8 protein-coding genes are annotated in these 8860 nt (G+C 42.4%); 7 read left to right on the top strand and 1 reads right to left on the bottom strand.

The features are described from left to right. Positions 1 to 577 precede the first annotated feature (577 nt). From ftsZ to bacA, 7 genes are all read left to right on the top strand, one after another. The gene (ftsZ, locus tag KHB02_RS04510) at positions 578 to 1774 is read left to right on the top strand and encodes a cell division protein FtsZ (protein ID WP_213146287.1); all 1197 of its coding nucleotides are present in this window, start codon (positions 578 to 580) and stop codon (positions 1772 to 1774) included. 362 nt (positions 1775 to 2136) lie between these two features. Beyond that, the gene (locus KHB02_RS04505; protein ID WP_213146288.1) at positions 2137 to 3321 is read left to right on the top strand and encodes an ABC transporter substrate-binding protein; all 1185 of its coding nucleotides are present in this window, start codon (positions 2137 to 2139) and stop codon (positions 3319 to 3321) included. A 146-nt stretch (positions 3322 to 3467) separates the two neighbouring features. Then, a complete protein-coding gene (locus KHB02_RS04500; RefSeq protein ID WP_213146289.1) occupies positions 3468 to 4346 on the top strand; it encodes a branched-chain amino acid ABC transporter permease in 879 nt (292 codons plus the stop codon). 10 nt (positions 4347 to 4356) lie between these two features. Next, the gene (locus KHB02_RS04495) at positions 4357 to 5292 is read left to right on the top strand and encodes a branched-chain amino acid ABC transporter permease (RefSeq protein WP_213146290.1); all 936 of its coding nucleotides are present in this window, start codon (positions 4357 to 4359) and stop codon (positions 5290 to 5292) included. A 1-nt stretch (position 5293) separates the two neighbouring features. Next, positions 5294 to 6073, top strand: a complete 780-nt coding sequence (locus KHB02_RS04490; protein WP_213146291.1) for an ABC transporter ATP-binding protein — start codon at positions 5294 to 5296, stop codon at positions 6071 to 6073. Continuing rightward, positions 6066 to 6773, top strand: coding sequence for an ABC transporter ATP-binding protein (locus tag KHB02_RS04485; protein WP_213146292.1), 708 nt, complete (start codon positions 6066 to 6068; stop codon positions 6771 to 6773). The genes KHB02_RS04490 and KHB02_RS04485 overlap by 8 nt, the downstream gene beginning before the upstream one ends. Positions 6774 to 6925: 152 nt before the next feature. Then, positions 6926 to 7729 (top strand): undecaprenyl-diphosphate phosphatase, encoded by an 804-nt coding sequence (bacA, locus tag KHB02_RS04480; protein WP_213146293.1) that lies wholly within the window; start codon positions 6926 to 6928, stop codon positions 7727 to 7729. 407 nt (positions 7730 to 8136) lie between these two features. Here bacA and acpP read toward each other — a convergent pair whose 3' ends face one another. Then, positions 8137 to 8394: an acyl carrier protein gene (acpP, locus tag KHB02_RS04475; RefSeq protein WP_420848062.1), complete on the bottom strand. Its 258-nt coding sequence runs from the start codon at positions 8392 to 8394 to the stop codon at positions 8137 to 8139. Positions 8395 to 8860 lie beyond the last annotated feature (466 nt).

Here is an 8860-nt window from a genome sequence, read left to right as displayed (position 1 = left end):
AAACGCCTCAGGCCAAGATGGAAAATGGTCTTCATAAGGTCAATGAAGACCAAAACGACCCAAGCCAGGGTGGAAAATGGCCTTCATAAAGTCTATGAAGACCAAAACGACTTGTCCAGGAGACAAAATTTCCTTTCATCGGCCTTCTTAGGAAGTTTTTTCAATAGTCTCGGACGGATCTTATCATCATTTTTGGGATTCCGGAAATATCCACGGAATCATGCACCGGATCTGGGCCGTGCACCAGGGCCCTGGAATGACACACGAGAACCGTCCCCATGCCTCACCCCATGTCTCAAGCTTTTTAACGAAAATAGGCTATTCTTAACTGGACAATAAGATTATGGTTAAGTAGACTATTAAATAATCTATTTGGAGTCTGCTGGAAGTTTTTTTACTAGTTTTTACTCTCTGATTTCTTTTTTTCTTGAGGATGCTAGAAAACTGCGGCAATATCGGCCTCCTAATCTATTACCTATAAACAAAATAAAGTATGATCTGACAATTACATAGGTGCCTTTGGGCAGCCATGATTCGTATGAAACAAGGAAAATTGGATGAATGAGGAGGAATAAATATGTTTAACTTTGAACCAAGCTTGGACCAATTTGCTAGGATTAAAGTCATCGGTGTCGGCGGCGGGGGTAACAACGCTGTGAACCGGATGATTGAGGATGGCGTTGGCGGTGTGGAATTTATTGCTGTCAATACGGATGCACAAGCACTCCACCAATCAAGAGCAGAGATTACGATGCAAATTGGATCATCTTTAACAAGAGGCTTAGGAGCGGGGGCCAATCCGGATATCGGCAAAAGAGCAGTGGAAGAAAGCAGACAGCAGCTTGAAGAGGTGCTGGAAGGCGCAGACATGGTTTTCGTTACAGCCGGAATGGGCGGCGGGACAGGCACTGGGGCAGCGCCTGAAATTGCCAAGATTGCTCGAAAAATTGGTGCCCTGACTGTTGGAGTTGTCACGCGTCCGTTCAAGTTTGAAGGACACAAGCGCTCCGTAAATGCTCTGAATGGAATTAACGCCATGAGAAATGCGGTGGACACGTTAATTATTATTCCAAATGACCGCTTGTTGGAAATCGTTGATAAAAGAACACCGATGATCGAAGCATTCCGTGAAGCGGATAACGTGCTTAGGCAGGGGGTTCAAGGGATTTCCGACTTAATCGCTGTTCCGGGTTTAATCAATCTTGATTTTGCTGACGTGAAAACGGTCATGTCCCATAAAGGCACTGCCCTCATGGGAATTGGTGTAGCAAAAGGGGATAATCGCGCTGCAGAAGCTGCCAAGAAGGCCTTAAATAGTCCGCTCTTGGAAACGTCTATCAATGGTGCACAAGGTGTGATCATGAACATTACCGGAGGAACCAATTTAAGTCTTTTTGAAGTTCAGGAGGCTGCCGATTTAGTTGCTTCTGCTTCACATGAGGAATTAAATATGATTTTTGGATCGGTTATTAACGAAAGCCTGAAGGATGAAATAATCGTAACGGTCATTGCGACAGGATTCGATGAGCAAGCGCCTGAAGTTAAACAGCCCGCCCCTCAGCCAACAAGGACCTTTCAGCGGGAAGAGAGTTTTCACCGCACGCCAATAATACGAGAAGAGAGTTTTGGGCGCACTCCAATAAAACGCGAGGAGCCGGTTTACGAACAACAACAACAACCAGAACCAGAACCAGAACCAGAACGATACTATGAACAGCCAGAAGAGGAATCTCTGGATATTCCATCGTTCCTGCGCAGACGGAGAAATCGATAAATAGAGGATAAACACGGGGACAGTTCCAGCGGCCGCAAAGGCCAACAGGACCGTCCCCTTTTTTTATTATTCAATTTTGAATTTTTAAATAATTCCTATCCAAAAATTTATTATTCAAATTTAAGTAATTTATGGAAAACACCCGCTTTTTCCTTATGTTTTTCCACATGAAAACACTATCATTTCCATAAGATACGCAAGTTTCTGAAATATTAAAATAATATACTAGACGAAAATAAAAAATTGTTTTAATATACTAATAGTTAATAAATTTCTAACTATCATTTCCCGATACTAATATTCGGTTAATAATGTCAGAAAAATCAAAAAAAAGAGAAAAACAACAGAGGGGGAACCTAGAGATGAAAAAGAAATTTAGTAAGGTATTTATGGTATCAGCATTAGCTGCCGGAATCCTTGCCGGCTGTGGGACAGGAAACCAAAGCGCGAGCGGCGGCGGAGGCAATTCAGATGTCTTCAAGCTTGGCGTAAACATGGAGCTTTCCGGTAACGTTGCATCATACGGTGAATCCATGGCAAAAGGTGTTGAAATGGCCGTAGCGGAAATTAACAAAGCTGGCGGTGTTGAGGGCAAGAAAATCGAAGTGATTAAAAATGACAATAAATCAGAAGCGGCTGAAGCAACAAACGGAATTATTAAGCTGACAAGCCAAGATAAAGTAAATGCGGTAATCGGTGCAGCAACAAGCGGAAATACAGTGGCCCAAGCACAAATTGCCAATGATACGAAAACTGTTCTAATCGCACCAGGCGGAACCAGCCCGACTGTTACTGTAGATGAAAAAGGAAAAGTAAGAGAATTCGTTTTCCGTACATCTTTTATTGATCCATTCCAAGGCACAGTTGCTGCGAACTTTGCCGCAAATAATTTAAAAGTAAAAGATGCAGCCATTTTCTCAGATAGCTCAAGTGACTATGCAAAAGGATTATCCGATGCTTTCAAGAAAACATTTGAAAAAGCTGGCGGCAAAATCGTAGCAGAAGAGTCTTATGTAGGTAAGGATACTGACTTCCGTGCCACATTAACTCGTATTAAGGCGAAAAATCCATCCTTTATCTTTATCCCTGGATATTATGAAGAAGTTGGCTTAATTGTTAAGCAAGCACGCGAGCTTGGCATCACTGCTCCTTTAATGGGTGCTGACGGATGGGATTCACCAAAGTTAGTTGATTTAGCAGGTGCTGAAGCATTAAATAACACTTACCTAATCAACCACTATTCAACTGAAGATCCAGATCAAAAGGTTCAAGACTTTGTTAAAGCATTCAAAGACAAGAACAATGGCGATGCGCCTAACGCTTTCAATGCCCTTGGTTATGACACTGTTTATTTCTTAGCAGATGCCATTAAACGTGCAGGCAGCACAGACTCTGTCAAGATTCAAAAGGAATTAGCAAAAACGAAAGATTTATCACTTGTAACTGGAGTATTATCGATTGATAAAAATCATCACCCAATTAAATCTGCAACAGTGCTAGAATACAAAGATGGTAAACAAGTATTTAACTCGAAAATTAATCCTTAATATTTAGACCAGTAAAATGGAAGGATTATCCTTCCATTTTACTTTTGTAAAAAAAGGCTATGCTAAAAATAATTGTTAGTTTGTGAACTATTGATAAATAGAACAGACAAGTTTAACACAGCCTTAGAAAAAAGGAGAAAAAACGTATGGATTGGTTACAACAGCTGATAAATGGAATTTCACTCGGCAGCATCTATGCCTTAATCGCATTAGGATACACCATGGTGTATGGAATCATTAAATTAATTAACTTTGCACATGGCGATGTATTTATGGTTGGTGCCTTTATTGGATTCTATGCGATTAAGGGATGGGGATTAGGCTTCTTGCCTGCACTCATCATTTCGATGGTATTCTGTGCGGTATTTGGGGTATTAATTGAACGGATTGCCTATAAACGGCTTCGGAATGCTACGAGAATCGCTGCCTTGATTACAGCAATCGGAATGTCTTTGTTGATTGAATACGGAATGATCTATATCCGCGGCGCTCAGCCGGAAGCATATCCTGCTGACGTATTGCCAAATAAGGCCATCAATTTCTTTGGTGTCCATATTAACAGCCAGTCTTTATTTATCCTATTAACATCGATTATTTTAATGATTATTTTACAATTTATTGTTCAACGCACGAAAATGGGAAAAGCGATGCGCGCTGTTTCTCTTGATATGGACGCCGCCCGCTTAATGGGAATAAGCGTTGACAAAACGATTTCCTTCACGTTTGCCATTGGTTCGGCATTAGCAGGAGCAGCAGGGGTCGTATTTGGTGTTTATTATACAAAAATTGAACCGCTGATGGGTGTCATTCCTGGGTTAAAAGCGTTCGTTGCCGCCGTATTAGGGGGCATCGGCAGTATACCGGGAGCGATGGTTGGCGGGATTTTCCTCGGTGTCATTGAATCGATTGTCAGTGCAGCAGGATTTTCTTTATGGAGAGATGCAGCCGCCTTTGTCATTTTGATTCTCATCCTTATTTTCAGACCATCCGGCATCTTTGGGAAAAATACAAGAGAGAAAGTATAGGTGAAAAATAATGAAGAAATCAAAATCATTTTGGGCATTTCTGATTCTAGCGGCGGTTGTGTACGTAGTCGTCCAATTTTTCATCGGCTCAGGGTTCATAAATATTTATTATAGTAATTTGTTGATTACCATTGCCATTAATATTATTCTGGCAGTCAGTCTCCATTTGGTCATTGGCATCACTGGCCAGTTCTCCATCGGCCACGCTGGTTTCCTGGCAGTCGGCGCTTATGTTTCAGCGATTGTCACGATGAAATTAGAGCTGCCATTTATTCTTGCCGTTGTGCTTGGCGGGGTTATTGCCGCTTTGGCCGGACTGATTGTCGGCATCCCGACCCTAAGGCTCCGTGGTGATTATTTGGCGATTGCCACTCTTGGTTTTGCAGAAATCATTCGAATTGCCTTATTTAATATTGACTATGTTGGCGGGGCCGCTGGTATGCAGGTATCGCATCTGACGACTTGGACCGTCACCTTTGTCTGTCTGGTCATTACGATTCTGGTGATTACGAACTTTACGAATTCTAGGCACGGACGGGCGTGTATTGCGGTTCGGGAAAATGAAATTGCTGCTGATGCGATGGGAATCAACACCACGTATTATAAAGTTCTTGCTTTTGCGATTGGATCATTTTTTGCCGGAATTGCCGGCGGGCTATTTTCACATAATTTCTATATCATCCAGCCGGGAAATTTCGGTTTCTTAAAATCATTTGATATCCTCATCTTCGTTGTCTTGGGCGGCCTCGGCAGCCTTACCGGGTCAGTGATTTCAGCTATTTTATTAACCGTTATATCAGCATTCTTGGCACAATATCCGGAAACACGGATGATTATCTATAGTTTAGTTTTGGTCATCGTGATGCTTTACCGTCCTCAAGGCTTGATGGGCACACGTGAAGTCACTGATTTATTCAAGTGGAAACCGGCTAAAGGAGGCAATTAAGATGGCGTTACTTGAAGTGAAAAATGCCGGCATTCAGTTTGGCGGATTAAAAGCCGTTTCTGGCTTTAATATGAGACTTAACCAAGGCGAACTGGTCGGATTAATTGGACCGAACGGAGCCGGAAAAACCACTAGCTTTAACTTGTTAACAGGTGTTTACGTTCCAACAGAAGGCGAGATTATATTTAACGGAAAGCGGCTGAACGGACTGCCTCCCTACAAGGTGACGCAAAGCGGGATCAGCCGTACCTTCCAAAATATTCGCCTGTTTAGTGAATTATCCGTGTTAGACAATGTAAAGGTTGCCTATCATTCGTTAGCGAAAAACTCCATCTTGAGCTCCATTTTTCGTCTTCCCTCCCATTTTTCTGAAGAGAAAAACATGGAAGATAAAGCGCTCGAGTTTTTAAAAATTTTCAAATTGGAAAGATTTAAAGATGAAAAGGCGAAAAATTTACCGTATGGCCAGCAGCGGAGATTGGAAATCGCCCGGGCGTTAGCGGCCGGTCCGAAACTGTTGCTGCTGGATGAACCGGCAGCGGGGATGAACCCGCAGGAGACCCACGAATTAATGGAACTGATTGCCTTTATTCGTGAACAGTTTGACTTGACGATTTTATTAATTGAACATGACATGCAGCTTGTCATGGGAATCTGTGAACGGATTTATGTCCTCGACCATGGCCAACTGATTGCGGAAGGTACTCCAGAAGTAATCCGGAGCCATCCGAAGGTCATCGAGGCTTATTTGGGAGAGGAGGTTTCTGACGAACATGCTTAAGGTCAATGATATTAATGTATTTTATGGAAACATTCAGGCGCTCAAAGGCATTTCATTAGAAGTGAAGGAAGGCGAAATTGTCACCTTAATTGGGGCTAACGGAGCGGGAAAAAGTACGCTTCTGAAAACCTTATCCGGACTGCAAAGGCCAAAATCAGGGACGATTGAATATTTAGGCGAGACGATCTCCACCAAAGCACCGCAAGCAATAGTTAAGGCTGGCATTTCCCACGTCCCAGAAGGACGGCGCGTGTTCTCCAATATGTCAGTAGAGGAAAATTTGGAGCTTGGCGCCTATACCAGAAAGGACGCAAGCGGGATTCGCAAGGATATGGAAAAAGTTTATGAATTGTTCCCGCGGCTGCTCGAACGCCGCAAGCAGCTATCCGGAACACTTTCCGGCGGGGAACAGCAAATGCTGGCGATGGGACGGGCCATCATGGCCAAGCCAAAGCTGCTGCTGCTGGACGAGCCTTCGATGGGCTTGGCGCCGCTGATCGTGAAACAAATATTTAACATTATTGAGCAGATCAACAAGGAAGGAACGACCGTCCTGCTCGTTGAACAAAACGCCAACATGGCCTTATCCGTCGCTGACCGGGCCTACGTCATCGAAACCGGACGCATCCAAATCTCAGGCACCGCCGCCGAACTCCAAGCAAGCGAAGAAATCAAAAAAGCCTACCTTGGCGGGCATTAGTGATTCATAGGGACGGTTCTCATGCATAAGTTGCATGAGAACCGTCCCTATGTTTTATGTTAAAATATTTTTTAACTAAAAATTAATACTGCTTTTTGGGCATTAACGGGTATTATTAAAAGGTAGCATTTAATTAGGAGGAAAATATATTTATGAGTGAGCACGTAATAGCTTTTATAATGGGAATCGTAGAAGGGTTAACAGAATATCTTCCCGTTTCATCAACAGGACATCTCATCTTAGCCGGTCATCTATTAGGGTTCGAGGGAGATCGGGCGAAAACATTTGAAGTTGTCATTCAATTAGGATCGATCCTAGCGATTGTTGTGTTATATTGGAGAAGGTTTTTTTCACTGTTAGACTTTAAGAGTTTAAATATAAAGGACAACAATAGAACGAAACTGAATCTTCTTCACGTATTTTTAGGAGTTCTGCCAGCCGTGATTGTAGGCTTTGTCCTCCACGATTTTATTAAAAATGTTCTGTTCTCTACAACAGTGGTTTTGGTAGCTTTAGTCGTCGGTGCCTTATTATTAATTTATGCGGACAAAAAGAACACGACGATTACAGCACACTCAATTGACCAATTATCTTATAAGCAAGCTCTATATATTGGACTGTTCCAATGCTTAGCTGTCTGGCCGGGATTTTCACGAGCCGGTTCCACCATTTCCGGAGGATTATTAGTGGGCGCCAGCCAAAAAACAGCTGCCGAATTTTCCTTCATTCTAGCATTGCCTATTATGATTGGCGCAACTGGATTAGATTTATTGAAAAATATGGATGCCGTACTTTCAGGCGACATCACCACCTTCGTCATCGGCTTTGTAACCGCCTTTGTAGTCGCATTGTTATCCTGTATTGCATTCCTAAAACTGCTCGACAAAGTCAGGCTTTCAGCATTCGCCTACTACCGCATCATCCTTGCAATCGTCTTTGCGTTTATCATCCTATAAAGTGAATCATGGGGACGGTTCTCATGCATCAGATGCATGAAGAACCGTCCCCATGTGTCTTTTGTTCTATTGAACAGTATGATTCTTTGTGCGATAGATAACTCGTATGGTACGGAATTAATTAATAAATAAAGAAGGAACGGTAAATCTAAAAAAAACTCCCCTATCATGCAGTAAGTTAAGAATTAATTAAGAATAATGAGCTACTATTAAGACAGTCTTTTTCAAGACCCCCCTTAAATATTATATCTGGAAGCCCTCGAGGATTGTTTTCGAATTGTCTTGAGGGCTACTTTTTTTGAAAAATCGATAGGTTTCCAAACAGTGACTTTTTAAATATGGAAAAAGCGGATGCCTTCTGCTACACGGTCGAGTGTCCGTCTGCGTCGGGCTATCCGCCTTAGTTGTTAACGACTTTTTTCAATAAAGTTTACGACATCTCCGACAGTTTGAAGCGTCGGCGCCACTTTATCACTAATTTCAATCGCAAATTCATCCTCAATTTCCATCGTCAGATCCACCATATCAAGCGAATCAGCTTCAAAGTCATCCTTGAATGATGCATCAAGTCTGACCTCCTCCATTTTAACCCCCAGTTGATCTGCAATAATCGGCTTTAACTTTTCAAATGTGGTCATTGCGGCATCTCCTTCCTCACGTTTCATACCCACCATTATAACAACCTAATTCGGAACGTAAAACATAAAAGTATTTCCAATATTCGGCGAACATTTCACCAAATAGAAGTCGTTTCTACTCTCAGTTAGGGCACTAAACAGTTCGGAGCAAGCTGCATTTATACGGGGGCATCTTTAGAAGATTTGCTGTGAGTATAGCCCCTATGTAGAGGGATTTTGACTCATCGATTATAAATCCCGCTTAGGTTAAAAGAACCCATTATTGTTAAAACCGACAAAAAATTTAATGATGATGTCGAATGCTGTCAATGGAAGTGATAAAACTCTGCTTTTGAAAGGGGGTGAAAGAATGTACTTTCGGCATTTTATTCTAATGGGTGTTATTTTAGGGGCGGCCGCTTTCTTGCCAAATAATGCATTGGCAAACGGAGCAGTCGGTCAACCGGAACAGCAAAACGCAGCAGCACAAACTCGCGTTTCAGCGAATGCTGAA

It is taken from the genome of Neobacillus citreus (genome assembly GCF_018343545.2).
GTDB classification, from domain to species: Bacteria; Bacillota; Bacilli; order Bacillales; family Cytobacillaceae; genus Neobacillus; species Neobacillus citreus.
The sequence above is the reverse complement of the archived record's forward strand: the minus strand, read 5'-3'. Positions and strand labels throughout refer to the sequence as shown.